This window comes from Nocardia nova, assembly GCF_002933465.1.
GTDB lineage: Bacteria > Actinomycetota > Actinomycetes > Mycobacteriales > Mycobacteriaceae > Nocardia > Nocardia nova_B.
Window position 1 is genome coordinate 114,419 of record NZ_PSZE01000017.1, and the last position, 19,271, is coordinate 133,689.

Consider the following 19,271-nt stretch of genomic DNA (forward strand, 5'->3'; position numbering starts at 1 on the left):
GCCTGCACGGATGCGACGCTTCGTGGCCGCCATCGATCAGGGAACAACCTCGAGCCGGTGCATCGTGTTCGACCGCTCCGGCCGCATCGCCGGCCTCGGGCAGCGCGAGCACGAGCAGTTGTTCCCACGGCCGGGCTGGGTCGAGCACGATGCCGAAACCATCTGGCGCAATACCGAATTCGTGATCGGCGCCGCCCTGCAGGACGCCGGGGTCGGCGCCGGGGACATCGCCGCGGTCGGCGTCACCAACCAGCGCGAAACCACCCTGGTCTGGGAGCGTGCCACCGGGAAACCGGTGGCCAACGCCATCGTCTGGCAGGACACCCGCACCACGGCGCTGTGCGACGAGCTGGCCGGCGACGTCGGCCCCGCGCGCTACGCCGACCGGACCGGACTGCCGCTGAGCACGTATTTCGCCGGCCCCAAGCTGCGCTGGATTCTCGACAACGTCGAGGGGGTGCGCGCCCGCGCGGAGGCGGGGGATTTGTGCTTCGGCACCATGGACAGCTGGATCCTGTGGAAGCTGACCGGCCGCCATCTCACCGACGTCACCAACGCCTCCCGCACGATGCTGATGAATCTCGAGACGTTGCAATGGGATTCGCAGATCTGCGCGGAGTTCGACATCCCCGTCTCGATGCTGCCGCAGATCCACAGCTCCTCGGAGGTGTACGCCGAGATCTCCGCCGGACCGCTCGCCGGGGTTCCGGTGGCCGGCATCCTGGGCGATCAGCAGGCCGCGACCTTCGGGCAGGCGTGCCTGTCACCGGGCGAGGCGAAGAACACCTACGGAACCGGCAATTTCATGCTGCTCAACACCGGTACCACGCCGGTATTCAGCACGCACGGCCTGTTGACCACGGTGTGTTATCGGCTCGGCGACCAGCCTGCGGTGTACGCGCTGGAGGGTTCCATCGCGGTGACCGGCTCCCTGGTGCAGTGGTTGCGTGACAACCTCGGCATCGTCGAATCCGCGGCCGAGATCGAACCGCTGGCCCGCAGTGTCGACGACAACGGCGGCACCTATATCGTTCCCGCCTTCTCGGGTCTGTTCGCGCCGCGGTGGCGGCCGGACGCGCGCGGCGTGATCAGCGGACTCACCCGCTTCGTCACGAAGGCGCATCTGGCCCGAGCGGTATTGGAGGCCACCGCGTTTCAGACGCGCGAGGTGATCGACGCGATGCGCGCCGACGCCGAGGCGGAGAACCTCGGCGTCGAATTGACCACTCTCAAGGTCGACGGCGGCATGGTGGCCAACGAACTGCTCATGCAATTCCAGGCCGACATTCTGGATGTGCCGGTGGTGCGGCCGGTGATCACCGAGACGACCGCACTCGGCGCCGCCTACGCGGCCGGACTGGCCGTCGGTTACTGGTCCGGAACCGACGACATCCGCGCCAACTGGTCCGAGGACAAGGTATGGCAGCCGACCATGTCCGACGCGGACCGCGACCGCCTCTACGCCGAGTGGAACAAGGCCGTCGAACGCACCTACGGGTGGGCGCAGTAACTGCTGTGCGCTACGCCGCCGCGTCGACCGCGCGGCCCAGCCGGTCGACCGCATCGGTGAGCACGGCCCCATCCGACGTGGTGAAACACAGGCGCATCGAGCCGCGGTAGGGCTGCGAGACCGCGAACGCGGAGCCCGGGACGTAGGCCACGCCGTGGTCGATCGCGCGTGGCAGTAGTTCGACGGTGTCGGTGCCGTCGGTGAAGTCGAGCCACACGAACATGCCGCCGGCGGCGTCGGTGCTCACCACCCGGTCGCCGAAACGGGTGCGAACCGCGTTCACCAGGGCGGTGGCACGCTCGCCGTAGATGCCGCGCACCTTGTCCAGGTGGGCGCCCAGCCACGGCTCGTCGGCCAGCAGGTCCGCGGCGATCTGCTGGGTGAGCGCCGAACCGCAGAGGTCGGCGCCCTGCTTCAGCAGTTCCACGCCGCGGCACACCACATTCGGGGCGATCATCCAGCCCACCCGCAGTGTCGGCGCCAGGATCTTCGAGGCGCTCGACAGCCGGATCACGTTGGGCGAGTAGGCGGCGACAGCCCGCGGTGCGGGGCGATCGAACCACAGCTCGCCGTACGGATCGTCCTCGACCACCCAGAAGCCGTACCGTTCGGCCAGCGCCGCCAGTTCGCGCCGGCGCTGCGGGCTCAGCGTCACCCCGCGCGGATTGTGGAAATTGCTCACCGTGTGCACCAGCGCCGGACGCTCGCCGCGCTCGAGCAGCTCGGCCAGCGCGTCGACACGCATACCGTCGGAATCCAGCGGAATCGCCACGATCCGCGCCCCTGCCGCGCGGAACACCTGCAAGGCACCCACATAGGCCGGATCCTCGACCACCACGAGAGCGCCCGGATCCAGCAGAACCTCCCCCAGCAGCGAGAGGGCCTGCTGCGAGCCGTGCGTGACGAAGATCTCCTCCACCGGCACCGGCCGGCCGAGCCGCACCGACTCCCGCGAGGCGAGCACCTCACGCAGCGGCCCCCAACCTGCGGATTCGGTGTACTGCAATCGGGACGGGTCGGCCAGCGCCGACTCCGCGGCGCGGGCGATGGCATCGCGCGGCATCAGCTGTTCGTCGGGCAGGCCCCCGGCCAGACTGACGATATCCGGCCGGGAGGTCAGCTTGAGCAGATCCCGGATCGCCGAACTCTGCAGACCGTCCAGCCGACTGGACAGGGGGGGAATATGCGGCGACATGGAGACCTCCGAACGAAAGGGTGATACCTCCACTTTCGCACAATGGCATCCACAATATGAACTCAGATTCTCATATCGTGAGATTCAGAACGACTGGATCAGCTGGATGAGGTTCCGGCCTCCTTGATTCACGGTCGTGATGACCTCCAGATACAGCGACTTCGTACCGTCGGGGTGGAACTCCGAGACCTCGACGTTGAACTGGTTGGGCGCGGTCGTCGCGATCCGCAGGCAGTACGTCGTGCCCTTCGGGATGTGCTCGTCGATGGTCTTCTGCAGGTCCGGCGGGGCCTGCACATTCGCACCAGGAGCGATGAAGGTGTGCGCCTTCTCGGCATTGCGATCGGTGTAATACGCGTGCTGGTAGCCGAAGATGGCGTTCGCACCGCTCGAGGTGTCGCCGGGCCCGTTGCCGTAGACCAGATTGCCCTCGGTGCGGGCCCGGCAGCCGGTGTCGTCGGTCGCGTTGGTCGCACTACCGGCCTGCGCATTGTCGGACTTGTCGCCACCACCGCTCGTGGCGAAGACGACGACCACGATCAACGCCACGATCAGCACGACCGCCGCGCCGATGCCGCCGATCAGCACCGTCTTGTTGCGGCCGGTCTCGACGGGTTCCGGCCCGGGCACCGGTCGCGACGGCGCCAGCTTCTTGGCCAGCTCGTCGTCGTCCCACAGCGAACCCGTGGTTTCCCGCGGCGGGGTGGGCGGGAAACCGGAATCGTCTGCGCGCCACCAGGTTCCGCGGTCCGCGTCGGCGCCGCCGGCGTCCGGGTAGCGCACCGTCTCCGGGGCGCGTGCTGCGTCGGTGCCGTGCGACGGCTCGGGGATGCGGCGGGTTTCGGGCGCGGGCGTCCCCATGGTTTCGGGCGCGGGCGTCCCCATGGTTTCCGGCGCGGGCGGCGCCTCCGGTGCCGGGTGGCGAACGGTTTCCGGCGCCGCGGCCGAATCCGGCGCACGGTACTGCGCGGGCGGCGGCGGGACGGACGGCGTCGCGGGAGCGTCGGCGGGCTGCCAGCCCAATGTGGGACGATCTGGTTCCCCGACCGGCGCCCAGCCGACAGCACCGGTTTCACCTGCCGGCGGCCCGAAATCGTTCAGCGGTGGTCCGAATCCGGAAACCGGCGGGCCGAATTCCGACTCGCCTTCGTCCCGGCCCTGATCGTCGCCGGAGGCCATCACCCGTTCCTTCCCCGAGACACACGCGTGGGGCGGTCGCGAACGACCGCCCCACGCGCCGATTCAGTCTGTATCAGTACCGGATCAGTACTGGACCGTGCCACCCCACTGTGTGGTCGCACCAGCGACATTCACCGTTTGCGGAGCGATATCACCCTGCGGGAGTCTACCAATCTGAGCGGCCGCATCCAGTGCCGCTGCGCCACCCGGCTGCTGCTTGATCCAGCCCTCGACGGCCGCCTTGGCCGCATTGGCCTGAGTGGTGTCGACGTAGTTCTCGGACTTCAGATCGTCGAAGCCGGTGGCGTGGGTGTACGAGGTGATCTTGACCTTGTTCGCCTCGACGAACTCCACCGACACACCCGCGTCGCCCACCCCGTTGGGAGTGCTGTAGCCGACCGTGCCGACATACCCGTCGAGGTTGCTGAAGTGGTGGGTGTTGGCAACGTAGCCCGGCAGCAGCCCGCCGCCGTCGACGTTGGCGCCGACCTCGGTGTGCGGGCCGTTCATCTGCACGACCGGTGCGGCCGGCGCGGACTGCAGGCTCGGAGAGGTCCACTGCGCCTGCTGCGCGGGGGCCGAGTTGCCCTGCTGGCTACGCAGCGTGTCCGCGCTGCCGTCGTGCGACTGCGGCTTGTTCGGTGTGCCCACGGTCTGGTCCGGCGACTGCTGACCCGGCTTCAACTGGTCTGCCTGACCGTTCGGGGTGGGCTGGTCCGGAACGACGGCCGGCTGCACCTGGCTGCCCTGCCCCGGCACCGGCAGCGGCGCGACACGCGGGGTGGTCACACCCGGCTGGGTCGGCGAGGCCAGGCTCTGGTCCGGCTTGGGCGCGTTCTGGTTCGGGGTGGTGACGCCCGGCTGCGGGGTGGTGACGCCCGGCTGGTTCGGCGTGGTGACACCCGGCTGATTGGGGGTGGTGACGCCCGGCTGCGGATTGCCGTTGCGCTGGGGCCCGTTCTGCTGGGTCCCGTTCTGCTGGTTGTTGTTCTGCTGCGGCCCGTTCTGCTGAGTGCCGTTCTGGTGCGGGGCGTTCTCCTGCGTGCCCGGCGCGTCCTGGCTCTGGCCGTTGTTGTTGTCCTGCGCGGGGGCCTCGTTGGCGGCGCCCGGCTGCGCCGGAGTGGTCGGCACGCTCGGCTGATCGGCCGGCGCGGCACTCGCCGTACCCGACGCGAGGATGGTTGCCACGGCGGCCGCGGTGGCCAGCGGCAACGACGTCGTGGCCATCGCACGCTGCGCCCGACTCGGCTTACGATGTTTCACTGTCTCGCAATCCCTTTCCCGAGCTCGGCCACTGCCACCGACCGACGAACGCCGTCCGATGGGGCCGTCTCCATTCGTCCCTCATCGATGTCCGGCCCGCACCCTGCTGCGGTCCGCGGGCCGCTCACGGATCCCCGGCCCGGGAAAGATTGCATTCCCCCCGCACGTGAACCTGCCAACCGCCCACCACTGACATCTCTGCCGGAAGTGAACCACACGAACAAGTTTCAGGCAAGCGGTGCTACCCGACTGCGGGAAGCCGCACCCGGTCCGGCAAAACGTCAAGCGGGGCAGCACATTTGAAACGGCCGCCGCCCACTAATCGAGGTCGTCGTGACGCATCAATTGCCGCGCCGCCTCGGTGACCGATCCGGACAGCGACGGGTACACCGAGAACGTCTGTGCCAGGTCGTTCACCGTCAAGTTGTTCTGTACCGCGATCGCGATCGGCAGGATCAGTTCGGAGGCGATGGGCGCGACCACCACGCCACCGATCACCACGCCGGTGGCGGGCCGGCAGAAGATCTTCACGAAGCCGCGGCGCAGGCCCGACATCTTGGCCCGCGGATTGGTGTTGAGCGGCAGCATTACCGTGCGCGCGGGCACCTCACCGTTGTCGATCGCGGTCTGGCTGACACCGACCGTGGCGATCTCGGGCCGGGTGAACACCGCGGAGGCGACCGTCTTCAACCGGATCGGCTGCACGCCCTCGCCGAGCGCGTGATACATCGCGATCCGGCCCTGCATCGCCGCGACCGAGGCCAGTGGCAGCAGCCCGGTGCAGTCACCGGCCGCATAGATCCCGGGTACCGACGTTCGCGACACGCGGTCGACGCGCAGATATCCGCCCCGATCGAGTTCGATGCCGATGCGCTCGAGGCCCAGGTCCTGGGTATTGGGCGTGGAACCGACCGTCATCAGCGCATGGGAACCGGTGACCGTACGCCCGTCGGACAGTTTGACCACGACCCCGTCCGCGGTCCGCTCGACGGCGTCGGCACGGGCCTGCTTGACGAGCTCCACGCCACGTTCGGCCAGGGCGTCCTCGAGGACCAGCGCGGCGTCGGCGTCCTCGCCCGGCATCATCCGGTCGCGGCTGGAGACGAGTTTCACCTTCACGCCCATCTCGGTGTAGGCGGAGACGAATTCGGCGCCCGTGACACCCGAGCCGACCACGACCAGCGTTTCCGGCAGCTCCCCGAGGTCGTAGAGCTGACGCCAGGTGAGAATGCGCTCACCATCGGGTTCGGCGCCGCGCAGTACCCGCGGGCTGGCGCCGGTGGCGATCAGGACGATCTCGGCCTCCATCACCCGTTCGGTGCCGTCGGCGAGCGTCGCGCGCACCAGATGTGTGGCCAGACCGGCGATCTGGTCGATCAGCTGGCCGCGGCCGTTGAGGATGGTGACTCCGGCGGCCTGCAGTTTGGACCGGATATCGGACGACTGCGCCTGCGCAAGCGCCTTCACCCGGGAGTTCACCTCCGACAATCGCACCTGCGCCTGCGCCATGTGCAGCGTGATGCCCAGATCACGCGCGCGGCGCAGATCGGTGCGCACCCCGGTCGAGGCGATGAATGTCTTGGACGGGACGCAGTCCCACAGCACGCACGCGCCACCGATACCGTCGGAGTCGATCACGGTGACCGTGGCTCCGTGCTGAGCTGCCACCAACGCCGCCTCGTAGCCGGCGGGGCCGCCCCCGATGATTGCAATGCGGGCCATGTATACCTCCGCTATCGAGCCGTCCGGCCGGGATCTCCGGCACCGCCGTCAACGTTATCGGTCCTGCTCCTCATCGTTTTGACCGCGTCATGGGTGACGTTGCGCGCGTCACCTTCCGGTAATTCTCCGGACATTCGCCCGCCTCGCCGAAGACAGGCAGGGCCCGAACCCGGCCGGATCGAAACAAGCCGTCCCTACATTCGATACTCTTGCCAGGTGCCGATATACGCCGCCTACGGATCCAATATGGACCCGGAGCAGATGCTCAAGCGCTGTCCGCACTCCCCCGTCTACGGAACGGGCTGGCTGGAAGGGTGGCGCCTGACCTTCGCCGGCGACGACATCGGCTGGGAAGGGCCGCTCGCGACGGTGGTCGAGGATCCGGGCTCCCGGGTGTTCGTCGTGCTGTACGACGTCTCCGCCGAGGACGAGCAGAGCCTCGACCGGTGGGAGGGTTCGGATTTCGGTATCCACAAGAAGATCCGGCTCCGGGTCTCGCCCAATTCGGGCACGGGTACGCAGCCGGTCCTGGCGTGGCTGTACGTGCTGGACGCCTACGAGGGCGGGCTGCCCTCGGCCCGCTACATCGGCGTGATCGCCGACGCGGCCGAAAAGGCCGGAGCCCCCGCCGATTACGTCCACGCGCTGCGCACCCGCAACAGCCGCAACGTGGGCCCGGGGACCTTCGGCTCGATGTAGCGACCCGGCCCGCCGGGGTGTAGCGACCCGGCCCGCCGGGGTGTAGCCGAACAGCCCGCCGAGTCCGCACCCGACGGGCCGTCCGGTCAGCGCGCCTGCAGGACCAGATTGGTCAGCACGCGCACGCCGGCCGCCAGCGCGCGCTCGTCGATGTCGAAGGTCGGCTGGTGGATGTCCAGTTGCGGGCCCTCGCCCGACCACACGCCCAGCCGCGCCATCGCACCCGGAACCTCCTCGAGGTACCAGGAGAAGTCCTCGCCACCGCCCGACTGCGGAGTATCCGACAGCGCGTCCGGGCCCAGATCCAGGATCGCGTCCTCGAACATCCGGGTGGAGAATTCGTCGTTGACCACCGGCGGCACGCCGCGCTTGTAGTTCAGCTGATACCGCACGCCGGTCGGGGCGAGCAGCCCGTCGACGATCTCGCGGACCATCGGCTCGAGCATCGACCAGGTGGTGTGGTCGCCGGTCCGCACGGTCCCGGTCAGCATGCCGGTCTGCGGAATCGCATTGGGCGCCTTACCCGCCGATACCGCGCCCCACACCATCACCGTGCTGGTTCGCGGATCGATGCGCCGGCTGAGCAGACCCGGCAGGCCGGTGATGACGGTGCCGATCGCATAGACCAGGTCGCTGGTCAGATGCGGCCGGGAGGTGTGCCCGCCCGGCGAGTCGAGCACCAGTTCCACGGTGTCGGCGGCCGAGGTGATGGCTCCGACCCGCACCCCGATCCGGCCGACCTCGAGCCGGGGATCGCAGTGCAGGGCGAACACCCGCGAGACGTCGTCCATCGCACCGGCGGCGACCATATCGATGGCGCCGCCGGGCATGACCTCCTCGGCGTGCTGGAAGACCAGCCGGACGCCGACCGGCAGTTCGTCCATCTCGGCGAGGGCGAGGGCGGTGCCGAGCAGGATCGAGGTGTGCGCGTCGTGACCACAGGCGTGGGATACGCCGGGGACGGTCGAGGCGAACGGCTGCCCGGTGTACTCCTGCAGCGGTAGCGCATCCATATCGGCGCGTAGAGCCAGGCGCGGGCCGGCCGGGCCGATATCGCAGATCAAACCGGTGCCGGTGGGCAGTTTGCGCGGTTCCAGACCGGCCTTCACCAGCCAGGACTCGACGAATTCGGTGGTGCCGTGCTCGGCGCGGGACAGTTCCGGATTGGCGTGGATGTGGCGGCGCCAGCCGATCAGGTCGTCACCGTGGTCGCGCAGCCACGCCTCGACCGCGGCCTGTCCGGCTGTGATCTCCGCCTGCCGCCCGGTCGCGAGCCCGGTGTGCCGACACGTACCGGCTTGGCCCAGCGCCTTGCTCTGCAAGCCCGGGGCCGCGGCTTTGCGACCCGCCGCCGCGGAAGGGCGCGCACCGGTCGCGGAGTCGTCCTCCGAACCGGTGGCGGTGTCGTCGCCGCGACCCGCCGCGGCATCTCCTTCGCGGCCCGCCGGTGATGACCGGCCGATCGTGCTCACCGAATTTCCTCCTGTCGCTGAATACTGCGCTCCAACAACCTGTCCCTGTGTAGTTGATCGCCCGCAACCTGGATCGCGGTACGGGCCAGTGCCCGCGCCCCGTCGGCCACCGCGAGATCGGCCGACGGCGTCACACAGGCCGCGGCGAACTCCCGCTGGTGTGTCACCGCGCCGTTCGCCTCGATGCCGATAACCGGGTGGATGCCGGGAATGACGTTGGTGACATTGCCCATATCGGTACTGCCCAGCGGCCGTGCTGCCTCGAGGTCCGGCGCGAGCGGCATGCGACCCATACCGATGATTTGCTCGCGGTAGGCACACAGTAGTGCGGAATCCGGCGTGAGCTCGGTATATGTGGGCGCCAGCGCCCGGATTTCATGGGTGCATCCGGTCGCCAGCGCTCCCGCCTCGAAGCAGGCCGAGGCGCGCTGCAGCAGATCGTCGAGGGATGCGGAATCGTCTGCCCGCAGGTAATACAACAGTTCCGCATGGCCGGGCACGATATTCGGGGCAACACCGCCCGACTCGACTATACCGTGGAGTTGCTGGCCGGGGCGCAGATGCTGACGCAGCAGACCCAGCGCGACCTGCGCGACGGTGGCGGCGTCCCCGGCGTTGCGGCCGAACTCCGGCGCGGCGCTGGCATGTGCCTCGCGGCCGTGGAAGGACACCGACAGATCGGCCAGCGCCAGCGACCGCGCACCCACGATGTCCAGCGGACCCGGATGCACCATCAGGGCCATCGCGACCCCGTCGAAGACGCCGCGCTCGAGCATCAGCACCTTGCCGCCGCCGCTCTCCTCGGCCGGCGTGCCGAACACCTTCACGGTGAGGCCGCACCGATCGGCCACCTCGGCCAGCGCCAAGCCCGCGCCCACCGCCGCCGCGGCGATGATGTTATGGCCGCAGGCGTGACCGATCTCGGGCAGCGCGTCGTATTCGGCGCAGATTCCGACCACCAGATCACCGCCGCCGAAGGTGGCGACGAAGGCGGTGTCCAGGTCCGCGACCGGCGTCTCGATACCGAATCCGCGCTCACGCAGCGGGACCAGGGTCTTGGCGACACTGCGGTGCTCGGCGAACGCCAGCTCGGGTTCGGCGTGAATGGAATGCGAGAGGGCGATCAGATCCGATTCGGCGGCCGTGACGGCGGCATCGGCAGCGGCAAGGAGGGCAGGATCCGCCGGGGCCACCTGCGCGTCGAAATCGGCGGCACCGGCATCGTGGGCACCGGCATCGTCGGCACCGGCATCGTCGGCGCGGGCGCAGCCGGGCGCCGCGGCCCGGTGCGCCGACCGGCCCGTTCGACTCCAGCTGCGTTCGTCCCCGCTGCCTGGCATGGCACACAGTCTCGCACTGTGCGCCACGCGATGATCATCGGGTTATCAGGAGCCGAAGGCGAGATTCTCCGGTGTGGTCGGGGTATTCAGGCCCGCGAGCGCCCGTCCGTGCAGCGCACGCTTGATAACCGGCAGATTCGGCTTGCGGTTGCCGGTCAGTGCCGCGGCCCGCGCCACGGCCGCGGCCAGCACGCCGTCCCCCTCGGCCGCCTCGTCGACGATGCCCGCGGCGATCGCGTCGGCCGCGCCGTAGCGTCGGCCGGTGGTCATCGCCTCGAGCGCGACCTGATTGGTCAGTCGTTCGGTGACGAGGGCGTTCATCGCGACCGTGAACGGCATCCCCAGGTGAACCTCGGGCAGGCACCAGTACCCGCGATCCGAGCGCATCACCCGGAAGTCGTGCGAGATGGCCAGCATCGCGCCCGCACCGAAGGCGTGGCCGTTCAGCGCGGCGACGGTCGGCATACCGAAGGCCAGCAGCCGGCTGAAGACGGAATGCACCCGGTCCAGGTACCAGTGCATCTTGTCCATGTTGCCGAACAGCCAGTCGGTGTCCAGGCCGTTGCTGAAGAACTTTCCGGTGGCCACCGTGACCAGCGCCGCCGGCCCCTCGGCGGCCTCGACCTCGTCCAGTTTCGCGTGAACGGCGTCGATCCAGTCGGGGTGGAAGCGGTTCTCGCTGTCGGTCTGACCCTCGTTGCCGAGGTAGAGCACGAATACGTCCCCGGCACGGTCCAAGTACGGCATAGGCAGAGAATATGCAGCTCCGTATGAACGCCCGCATCACACCCCGGGCCAAGTTACCGACGAGTTGTCATCACCGGCCGCGTACAGGTCAGCGACGTGGTGGGATCGGCACCCGCATCAGATCCTCGGCGATCACCAACTCCCCGTCGAAATACCGCTCCGCCTCGGCCCGGTGCCCGGACAGATCGCCGTAGCGCTGCGAGAAATGGGTGAGGACGAGGGTCCGCACGCCCGCCTCCGCGGCCACGCGTGCCGCCTGCCCCGCGGTGAGATGGCCGAAATCGTCGGCCAGCTGCGCCTCGGCCTCCAAGAAGGTCGACTCGATGACCAGCATATCGGCGCCTTCGGCCAATTCCGCTACGCCCGAACACATTCGGGTGTCCATCACGAAGGCGAAGCGCTGTCCGGGCCGCGGGGCCGAGACCTCGTCGACAGTGACCGTGCGACCGTCGGGCAGCCGGACCGCGCCCTCGCGCTGCAGTGCCCCTACCACCGGACCCGCCAGGCCGAATGCGGCGAGCCGCTCCGGCAGGATCCGATGGCTGTCGGGTTCGACCAGCCGGTAGCCGAAGGTGTCGATGCGATGCGACAGCCGCACCGCCTCGAAGGTGAACGGCGCGTCGGGCAGCGGCACCGGACCGTCCGCGTCGATCGGATGTTCGCGCAGCCCGGGAAACGCGGGTACCACCCCGCGCAGATGCGTGAGCAGATCGGCGCCCGATCCCGGGAAGCAGATGTCGACCGGATGGGTCACCTGGTCCAGATTCAGCCGCGCCAGCACCCCGGGCAGGCCGAGGCAGTGATCGCCGTGGAAGTGCGTCAGCCCGATCCGGGTGATGCCACTCGCCGAAACCCCCGCGAACAGCATCTGCCGCTGTGTCCCCTCGCCGGGGTCGAACAGCAGGCCGTCACCGTCCCAGCGCAACAGATATCCGTTGTGATTGCGTCGGCGGGTCGGCACCTGACTGGCCGTCCCGAGGACCACGAGTTCACGCACGGCACCATCCTGCCCCCGCCCCGGCGAGCGCGCCCAGGGCGGTGGTCGTGTCCGGCCCGCGACGCGCGCCGTCGGCCCCTCGGCGCACTATCGTGGGCGCATGCTTGCCGAACAGGCCGCCGAGGCGATCGCCACACGTACGGGAGTCACGCACCATCGGGTCGCGGTGGTACTCGGATCCGGTTGGCAGTCCGCCGCCACCGAGATCGGAGCGCCGCGGGCGTCGATTCCGATGACCGAGCTGCCCGGCTTCGAACCGCCGACGGCCCAGGGACATCAGGGCATCGTGCATTCGGTGCCGGTCGGCGAGGTGCCGGTCCTGCTGATGATGGGCCGCCAGCACCTCTACGAGGGCTACGAACCGCATCGGGTGGTACACGCGGTGCGCGCGGCGGCCGCGGCGGGCGCCGAGACGGTGATCCTCACCAACGCCGCGGGCGGTATCCGCCCGGGCCTGCGCGTCGGCGAGCCCGTGCTGATCAGCGATCACCTCAATCTCACCGGGCGCACTCCGCTCACCGGTGCCGCATTCGTGAACATGGTCGATGCCTGGGACCCCGAATTGCGCACGCTGGCAAGGGAAATCGACCCGTCGCTGAGTGAGGGCGTCTACGCGGGCCTGAACGGGCCGCAGTACGAGACGCCCGCCGAGATCCGCATGCTCGGCGGCATGGGCGCTGATCTGGTCGGCATGTCGACCGTGCTGGAGGCGATCGCGGCCCGCTCGCTGGGGCTGCGGCTGCTGGGCATATCGCTGGTGACCAATCTGGCCGCGGGCGTCACCGGCGCGCCGCTGTCCCACCAGGAGGTACTCGCCGAAGGGCAGGCCGCCGCACCGAGATTGGGCAAACTGCTGCGCGGTGTGCTGGAACGGCTGTAGGCGGGCGTCATGTTGCGATTCGGAACGGCAGGTCTGCGCGGCCCGCTACAGGACGGGCCGGACGGGATGAACGCCGGCACCGTGGCACGCGCGAGCGCCGGTGTGGCCGCGTGGCTCCGGGACCGCTGCCTCGGCGGTGGCCTGGTGATCGTGGGCCGCGACGCCCGGCACGGCTCCGCGGAGTTCGCCACGGTCACCGCGGAAGTGTTTGCCGCGGCGGGCTTCTCGGTCCTGCTGTTGCCACGCCCACTGCCGACGCCGATCGTGGCATTCGCGGTGCGGGAGCTGGGTGCGGTGGCCGGAGTGCAGATCACCGCGTCCCACAATCCCGCCACGGACAACGGTTACAAGCTCTATCTGGACGGCGGTTCGCAGCTGATCCCGCCCGCCGACGCCGAGATCGAGCGCTGCATCGATGCGGTCACCGAACCGATCGCCCGCGCCGATCCGGCGGCCGGTGCCCCTTCGCCGTCAGCCCTGTCACTGCCCGAGGGTGCCACCCGAGCCGACCTCGGCGAGGAACTCGTTCGCCGCTACCTGGCGCGAGCCGCCGCTGTGCCCGAGACGATCGGCGGCTCGCGGCCGATTCCGGTCCGTGGGGACCCCCACGCCGTGGGCGCGACACGCGAATCGCGGCACGACGGCGAGGTTCACCGCGCCGGTCCGCCGCGCGAACCCGCCTGCGCGCTCGAGCCGGCCGAGCGTGACGGAGAACCGGCCGCGGGAGGCCGAATGACGGTGCAGCGTCCCGATATCCGGATCGCACTGACCCCCATGCACGGCGTCGGCGGCGACACGGCAGTGGCCGCGCTGGCCGCCGCCGGGTTCCCCGACGTCCATGTGGTCGAGGAACAGTTCGCGCCCGATCCGGATTTCCCGACCGTGGCGTTCCCGAATCCGGAGGAGCCGGGGGCCGCGGATCTGCTGCTGGCACTGGCAGAGAAGATCGACGCCGACCTCGCCGTCGCACTCGATCCCGATGCCGATCGCTGCGCCCTCGCGGTGCCCGGCCCGCACGGATGGCGCATGCTGCGCGGCGACGAAACCGGTGTGCTGCTGGCCGATTACGTCCTGCGCCACGCGGCGCCGGACGCGCTGGTCGCGACCACCGTCGTGTCGTCGCGGTTGCTGGGGAAACTCGCGCCGGCGCGCGGCGCCCGCTACGCCGAAACGCTCACCGGATTCAAATGGCTGGCTCGTGCCGGCGAGGGCCTCGTGTACGCCTACGAGGAGGCCATCGGCCACTGCGTCGACCCGGCCGCCGTGCGCGACAAGGACGGCATCACCGCCGCCGTCGCCGCCGCCGACCTCACCGCCCGCCTGCGAGAGCAGGGGCGTTGCCTGCTCGACGTCCTCGACGACTACGCCGTGGAATTCGGCCTGCACGCCGGCGACCAGGTGTCGCTGCGACTGGCCGATCAGGCGGCCGCCGCGCAAGCCGTTGCCCGCCTGCGCGATACGCCGCCCGACGTCATCGCGGGCGTCCCCGTCACCTGTACCGACCTGTCCACGGTCCGCGGCCGGATGCGCACCGACGCCTTGATCTTCGAGGGCGATGGGCAGCGCCTCGTCATCCGCCCCTCGGGTACCGAGCCGAAGCTCAAGTGCTACCTGGAGGTGGTCGAACCGGTTCGTGACCGCGACTCGCTGGTCCAGTCGAAATCCACGGCGGCACAACGTCTCTCGACGCTGCGCGCTTTCTGCGAGAGATTGTGAACAGCTAAGCCCGCTGCCCGTCACGGTCCGCACTTCGACCCGATGCGGCCGAATGACGGACCACCGCGGGACCGGCGGCCGTACGCGCGGCTGCGCGACGCGATCCCCAGCGGCGAGCGATATCAATCGTGGCGCGGACCGAATTGACGGTCGCCGGCGTCGCCGAGACCGGGCACGATGAAGGCGTCGGCATTGAGTCCGGAGTCGATCGCGGCGGTCACCAGTCGCACCGGCAGACCCGATTTCTCCAGCGCGGCAATGCCTTCCGGGGCGGCGACGACGCAGATGGCGGTGATGTCGGTGGCGTCGCGGGCGGACAGCAGTTCCAGGGTGTGGCGCATCGACCCGCCGGTGGCCAGCATCGGATCGAGAACGAAGACCGGAAGGCCCGACAGGTCCGTGGGCAGCGATTCCATGTACGGCACCGGACGATGGGTCTGCTCGTCGCGCGCCACTCCGACGAAACCCACACGGGATTCCGGAATCAGCGCACTGGCGGCCTCGACCATGCCGAGGCCGGCGCGCAATACCGGCACCAGCAGAGGCGGTTGCGCCAGCCGGGCGCCCCGGGTCGGCGCGACCGGGGTGTCGATGTCGAAGGTGTGGGTCGGGGCTTCGCGCAGCGCTTCGTACACGAGGAATCCGGTTAGATCGGCCAGCGCCGCCCGGAATCCCGCGTTGGGTGTGCGGGCATCGCGCATGGTCGTCAGGAGGGTGGCCGTCAGCGGGTGTTCCACGATATGCGTACGCATGAGGGAACGATAAGGTCTGTCGGGGTTCGACATCGCCAACCGAGGGCGGATTTCCGCAACCGGAGTGGGAACCGAAGCGCGGGGGCATGCGTCGAACTACTCGGATGACGTAATCTGCCACCAGACCAGCACGATGGGGGATGTTGATGCACAAGATCTCGGTCGACACCGAGGGCGTCGCCGCCTACGGTGCCACAGCTGCGGGACTGGCCGGTGAAATGGGTGTGGCCGCGGCGGGCGCCGCCGGCGCCGACCCAGTCCTGCTCGGCCCGATCTTCGGCTTGGTGGGGGGTGATTTCGTCGCTGCCTATGCCGCGGCCCACGCGGGGCATGTCGCGGGGATCGGCGAACTGTCCGCGGTGATGGGCAGTGTGGGGGCCGCCGCGACGGGCGCCGCCGCCACCTACTCCGAAACCGACGCCGCCCACGCCGCCGCACTGCGCGCCGCGGAAGACCCGATCGGATGACGGGCGTCATCGATCTCGACGCACTCGCCCAACCACTCATCGATCTGCTCACCAGCTTCGGCTCCGGTGTGCTGCCCGCCGGCGGTCCGGCCGATGCGCTGCGCCAGGTGTCCACCCACCTCGACGGGATTCATCAAGCCGGCAGCGCGAGCATCAATCAGATGACCAACGCCTGGAACGGCGGTGGTGGCGACGCGGCGATGGACAAGGCGCTCAAGGTGCAGACCTCGGCGGCCGCGATGTCGGATCGCGGCAACGATATGGCCGATGTGGTCAGCCAGGCCGCCGCCTCGGTGCAGACGGGCCAGAAGGAACTCGACGGAATCGTCCAGTCGTTCGTGCAGTCGGTCACGGCGCTGGGACCCGCGGTGACGACTCCCCCGGGACTGATCACCGTGGTGAACTCCGCGATCGACCATTTCGGCCAGGCGCTGGGCGTGGTCGGCCGGGTGCGGTCGGAACTCGACACGCACACCACCTCGATGACCGAACTGACCCCGCCGCCGCCGACGCCGTCCATGGCGGGCGCCCCGGTGGCGGCGGCCTCGGCCGCCGCGCCCGCACTGAGCGCCGGCGCGCAGACGGCCAGTTCACTGCTCAGCGGTCTGGTGTCGAGCGGCGGTTCGATGATGAGCAGCATGACCAGCCCGGCCTCCGCGGCGACCCAGTCGCGGTCGAGTTCGGGCGGCACGAAAACCCCCGGGGCCCAGCAGTCCGGCGCCGACAAGCCCGGGCGCCACGGCGGCGTCATGATCACGCTGCCCGACGGCAGCCAGGTCGAGGCGCCCAATCAGAAGGCGGCCACGGCGGTCAAAGCGGCGATCAGCGCCTGCGGCACGCCGTACGTCTGGGGCGGCAACACCCCCGGGGCAGGCCTGGACTGCAGCGGCCTGACCAAGTGGGCCTACGGCGAGGCCGGCGTCGACCTGCCCCGACTCGCCTGCGATCAGAGTGCCGGCGCCACACCGGTGAGTCCGGGCGATGTCATGCCGGGCGATCTGGCCATCTGGGACGGTCACGTCGCGATGGTCGTCGGTAACGGACAGATGGTCGAGGCCGGTGATCCGGTGCAGATCGACCCGATTCGAACGGAGAACATGGGAATGGCCTTCCACGGGTTCTACAGGCCGACGTCATGAGCCAGCCGCAACACCAGCAGATCCCGAGCGTCACGGTCGCCGCCAGCACCAATCGCGCAGGCACCATCAGCGTGCGGGCCACCGATCAGGGCATTCCGGTGGAGATCAAATTCGAGCGCAGCGAATACCGTTACGGCGCACAGGCTTTGGCCGCGGAAATCCTGCGGCTGACCAAGCGGTCGGCGATCGTCGCCAAGGCCCGCCGGCGCGAACTGCTCGCCGAATCCGGCATGCCCACCGAGATCCTGGACAAACTGGGCCTGCCCACCCGCCAGGAAGCAGTCGACGAACTCGACCGCATGGACGACGAGGACACCGGCCCCACCAGCTGGATGAGGCCCGTATGAACGGTCAGGCGCGCGGCATCGAGCGACGGGCGCGGAGGAGGCAGCGTGCGTAACCACGCAGCGCACCGGGAGTGCCGCCGTCCGACACAGCGGAGGCAGCGGAGCGTAACCACGCAGCGCCCCGTCCGCACGGTTGATAAGCACAGCATGAGCGTGAGCGCATCTGCCGGAAAGGACGCACTGTGAGCGCGGAAATGGATGCCCTCGTCGCCGCGGCGACGAACAAACTCGAGGCGCTCGAGGCGGCGCTCTACAACCTCAAGAACGTGCGCGGCCGCTTCACCGCCGAAGACGGTTCGGTGAGCGTCGAGGTCGACAGCGACGGCGCCCTGGTCGGCCTGGACCTGTCCGAGGCCGTCACCTCGCATTCTCCGGCCGAAGTAGGCCAGTTGATCATCTGGGCCTGCCAGCAGGCGGCGCAGAATGCGGGAGAGCAGCGCTCGGAGGTGGTCGCCACCCTGAATTCCGCCTTCACCGCACCCGAATCGGGAAACGTTGGGGGGCGGGCCGAATAGTGCCGAAGGCAACGGCTCGATAGGCTTCCGTTCATGGCTTCTGGAGACATCGTCCCGATCGAGCTCGGTCTCACCGACGGCGATCTGGTCACCTTGTGGGCACCGCGCTGGCGAGACGGTGACGACGAGTGGGAGGCATTCCTCGGGCACGAGGACGAGCTCTACGGATTCGACTCCCCCGCGGAGCTCGCCGCGTTCATCCGGACCAACGACGACAACGATCTGGTGGACCATCCGTCCTGGAAGGTCGTCGTCGGGTTGTCCGCCGCCGAGCTGGAGCCCCAGGAGGAGCACGTCTTCGATCTGGTCGGCGTCCCCGAACTCGCGGCCGGTGAACCCGACCCGGAGACCATCGCCGAGTTGGAAGAGACCCTCGAGATGGTCCGCACCATCGGCGAGGTGTGCGAACTCGAGGTGGTCACCAAGTTCTTCGGCTCGCATCCCGTTCTCGGCGCCCTGCCGGCGGGTGTGACCGCGTTCGTCGGCCGCGACGGCGAACAGTTGTGGGACCAGGTCGGCAACGCGATCGCCAAGGACTGGGACCAGGTCATCGACGCCATCGACTCCGTGGTGGCCTCGCCCGAGGTCGACGCGGAAGCGCTGGCCGTGGCCGAGGCGGAACTGCTGGCCGCCGAGGAGAACGTCGTCGATGCCGAGGACGTCGCCGACACCGACGACGACGATATCGAGCCGGTCGACCTCGACGAGGACGAGGACACCGACGAGGAAGACGACGAGGACGAAGAGGAGACCTTCTGGCACGAGGTCGGCATCGACCCGGTCAAGATCGTCACGTCCGAAGGCGAATTCTTCACCCTGCGTTGCTATCTGGACGACGAGCCGGTGTTTCTCGGCCACAACGGCACCATCACCGTCTTCCCCTCCGAGCGCGCACTGGCCCGCTACCTGGCCGACGATCACGACCACGATCTGGCGCGGGTCAGCACCTACGGTGAGGTCCGCACGGCGGCGGTCGACGGCTCGCTCGAGGTCGAGGTCACCGAGGAGAACGTCTACGTGCTGCCGGGCCTGGCCGACGACCTGGGCCAGGGACCCAAGGCGGTCGACATCGACCAGCTCGATCTGGCGGTCGAATTGTTCACCGACGCAGCCGATTACGTCGGTGACGACTCGGTCGAGCAGGCGCTGGCGAAGTCGACGCCGCTGGGCTGGTACGTCTCCTACCTGCTGGAGCCGGACCCGTCCCGGCTGGCGCCGAGTCCGCCGTTCACCGCCGAGGCCGAGAGCTGGCGAGCCCTGGAGCAGGCCTTCGAGAACCGGCTGGAGAAGGGCTAGCCGGTTCCCGAGGCGCGGTCATCGAGCGAGAGACG

At 69.2% G+C, this 19,271-nt stretch carries 18 protein-coding genes; 9 read left to right on the top strand and 9 right to left on the bottom strand.

What is annotated here, in order from left to right; all coding sequences use genetic code 11:
• The first annotated feature begins 10 nt into the window (after positions 1-10).
• Complete coding sequence (glpK, locus tag C5E41_RS20570; RefSeq protein WP_104377430.1) at positions 11-1,510, top strand: glycerol kinase GlpK; 1,500 nt, start codon at positions 11-13, stop codon at positions 1,508-1,510.
• A gap of 10 nt (positions 1,511-1,520) precedes the next feature.
• On the opposite strand, the gene C5E41_RS20575 is transcribed toward glpK, so the two are convergent.
• The 4 genes from C5E41_RS20575 to C5E41_RS20590 all read right to left on the bottom strand — a co-directional run bounded on the left by C5E41_RS20575 (position 1,521) and on the right by C5E41_RS20590 (position 6,884).
• A complete protein-coding gene (locus C5E41_RS20575) occupies positions 1,521-2,705 on the bottom strand; it encodes an aminotransferase-like domain-containing protein (RefSeq protein ID WP_104377431.1) in 1,185 nt (394 codons plus the stop codon).
• Between the two features lie 84 nt (positions 2,706-2,789).
• The gene (locus C5E41_RS20580; protein ID WP_104377432.1) at positions 2,790-3,884 is read right to left on the bottom strand and encodes a hypothetical protein; all 1,095 of its coding nucleotides are present in this window, start codon (positions 3,882-3,884) and stop codon (positions 2,790-2,792) included.
• Positions 3,885-3,968: 84 nt separating this feature from the next.
• Entirely contained in the window at positions 3,969-5,111 is a 1,143-nt protein-coding gene (locus C5E41_RS20585) for a hypothetical protein (protein WP_258081114.1), read from the bottom strand.
• A 354-nt stretch (positions 5,112-5,465) separates the two neighbouring features.
• Positions 5,466-6,884 (bottom strand): NAD(P)H-quinone dehydrogenase, encoded by a 1,419-nt coding sequence (locus C5E41_RS20590; protein WP_258081119.1) that lies wholly within the window; start codon positions 6,882-6,884, stop codon positions 5,466-5,468.
• 201 nt (positions 6,885-7,085) lie between these two features.
• Here C5E41_RS20590 and C5E41_RS20595 point away from each other — a divergent pair, with 201 nt between their 5' ends.
• Positions 7,086-7,568, top strand: a complete 483-nt coding sequence (locus C5E41_RS20595; protein WP_039776727.1) for a gamma-glutamylcyclotransferase — start codon at positions 7,086-7,088, stop codon at positions 7,566-7,568.
• 86 nt (positions 7,569-7,654) lie between these two features.
• Here the strand turns inward: C5E41_RS20595 and C5E41_RS20600 are convergent, their stop codons facing one another.
• The 4 genes from C5E41_RS20600 to C5E41_RS20615 form a co-directional block, all read right to left on the bottom strand.
• Positions 7,655-8,818, bottom strand: coding sequence for a M20 family metallopeptidase (locus tag C5E41_RS20600; RefSeq protein ID WP_104377463.1), 1,164 nt, complete (start codon positions 8,816-8,818; stop codon positions 7,655-7,657).
• Positions 8,819-9,036: 218 nt separating this feature from the next.
• Complete coding sequence (locus tag C5E41_RS20605) at positions 9,037-10,380, bottom strand: M20 family metallopeptidase (RefSeq protein WP_104377434.1); 1,344 nt, start codon at positions 10,378-10,380, stop codon at positions 9,037-9,039.
• A 45-nt stretch (positions 10,381-10,425) separates the two neighbouring features.
• Positions 10,426-11,127 carry an enoyl-CoA hydratase-related protein gene (locus tag C5E41_RS20610; protein ID WP_104377435.1) on the bottom strand — a complete coding sequence of 234 codons (702 nt, stop codon included), beginning with the start codon at positions 11,125-11,127 and terminating at the stop codon, positions 10,426-10,428.
• Between the two features lie 88 nt (positions 11,128-11,215).
• Entirely contained in the window at positions 11,216-12,124 is a 909-nt protein-coding gene (locus C5E41_RS20615) for a ribonuclease Z (protein WP_104377436.1), read from the bottom strand.
• Between the two features lie 100 nt (positions 12,125-12,224).
• Here C5E41_RS20615 and C5E41_RS20620 point away from each other — a divergent pair, with 100 nt between their 5' ends.
• Together C5E41_RS20620 and C5E41_RS20625 are read left to right on the top strand one after the other, a co-directional pair.
• Positions 12,225-13,004 carry a purine-nucleoside phosphorylase gene (locus C5E41_RS20620; protein WP_104377437.1) on the top strand — a complete coding sequence of 260 codons (780 nt, stop codon included), beginning with the start codon at positions 12,225-12,227 and terminating at the stop codon, positions 13,002-13,004.
• A gap of 9 nt (positions 13,005-13,013) precedes the next feature.
• Positions 13,014-14,720, top strand: coding sequence for a phospho-sugar mutase (locus C5E41_RS20625; RefSeq protein WP_104377438.1), 1,707 nt, complete (start codon positions 13,014-13,016; stop codon positions 14,718-14,720).
• A 122-nt stretch (positions 14,721-14,842) separates the two neighbouring features.
• Here C5E41_RS20625 and upp read toward each other — a convergent pair whose 3' ends face one another.
• Positions 14,843-15,472, bottom strand: coding sequence for a uracil phosphoribosyltransferase (gene upp / locus C5E41_RS20630; protein ID WP_104377439.1), 630 nt, complete (start codon positions 15,470-15,472; stop codon positions 14,843-14,845).
• Between the two features lie 146 nt (positions 15,473-15,618).
• Here upp and C5E41_RS20635 point away from each other — a divergent pair, with 146 nt between their 5' ends.
• The 5 genes from C5E41_RS20635 (at position 15,619) to C5E41_RS20655 (ending at position 19,236) form a co-directional block, all read left to right on the top strand.
• The gene (locus C5E41_RS20635; RefSeq protein WP_104377464.1) at positions 15,619-15,939 is read left to right on the top strand and encodes a type VII secretion target; all 321 of its coding nucleotides are present in this window, start codon (positions 15,619-15,621) and stop codon (positions 15,937-15,939) included.
• Positions 15,936-17,078, top strand: a complete 1,143-nt coding sequence (locus C5E41_RS20640) for an NlpC/P60 family protein (protein ID WP_104377440.1) — start codon at positions 15,936-15,938, stop codon at positions 17,076-17,078. The genes C5E41_RS20635 and C5E41_RS20640 overlap by 4 nt, the downstream gene beginning before the upstream one ends.
• The gene (locus C5E41_RS20645) at positions 17,075-17,425 is read left to right on the top strand and encodes a hypothetical protein (protein ID WP_030513581.1); all 351 of its coding nucleotides are present in this window, start codon (positions 17,075-17,077) and stop codon (positions 17,423-17,425) included. Before C5E41_RS20640 ends, C5E41_RS20645 begins: the two co-directional genes overlap by 4 nt.
• A gap of 182 nt (positions 17,426-17,607) precedes the next feature.
• Positions 17,608-17,940, top strand: coding sequence for a YbaB/EbfC family nucleoid-associated protein (locus C5E41_RS20650; RefSeq protein WP_030513580.1), 333 nt, complete (start codon positions 17,608-17,610; stop codon positions 17,938-17,940).
• Positions 17,941-17,973: 33 nt separating this feature from the next.
• Entirely contained in the window at positions 17,974-19,236 is a 1,263-nt protein-coding gene (locus C5E41_RS20655; protein ID WP_104377441.1) for a primosomal protein, read from the top strand.
• The last annotated feature ends 35 nt before the right edge of the window (positions 19,237-19,271 follow it).